Below are 226 nucleotides of genomic sequence, written 5' to 3' on the forward strand. Positions count from 1 at the left end.
TGGCGTGCTTGTGGGGGTCGACCGCGGAGAGGCGCGGGGCCTCGCTCGTGTCGTCGGCCCACGGCTGCTGGGCCACCACCGTGCCGCCGACGCCGACCGCCACCCCGGCGGCGGCTGCGACGAGCTGGGTGCGGCGGCGGCGCGGCCGGGAGGCCGGCGTACGTCGTGCGGGGCCGGCGGCGGGGTCCAGCGGCGTGGCGCCCGGGACGTCGCCGTCGTCGTCGCC

General features: G+C 81.9%; 1 pseudogene. It reads right to left on the reverse strand.

Going from position 1 to position 226, the window contains the following annotated elements:
- Positions 1-226: pseudogene (locus tag QWY29_RS20720) on the reverse strand (hypothetical protein); the annotation flags it as partial.

The sequence above is a fragment of the Nocardioides abyssi genome (assembly GCF_030412915.1).
Classification (GTDB): Bacteria; Actinomycetota; Actinomycetes; order Propionibacteriales; family Nocardioidaceae; genus Nocardioides; species Nocardioides abyssi.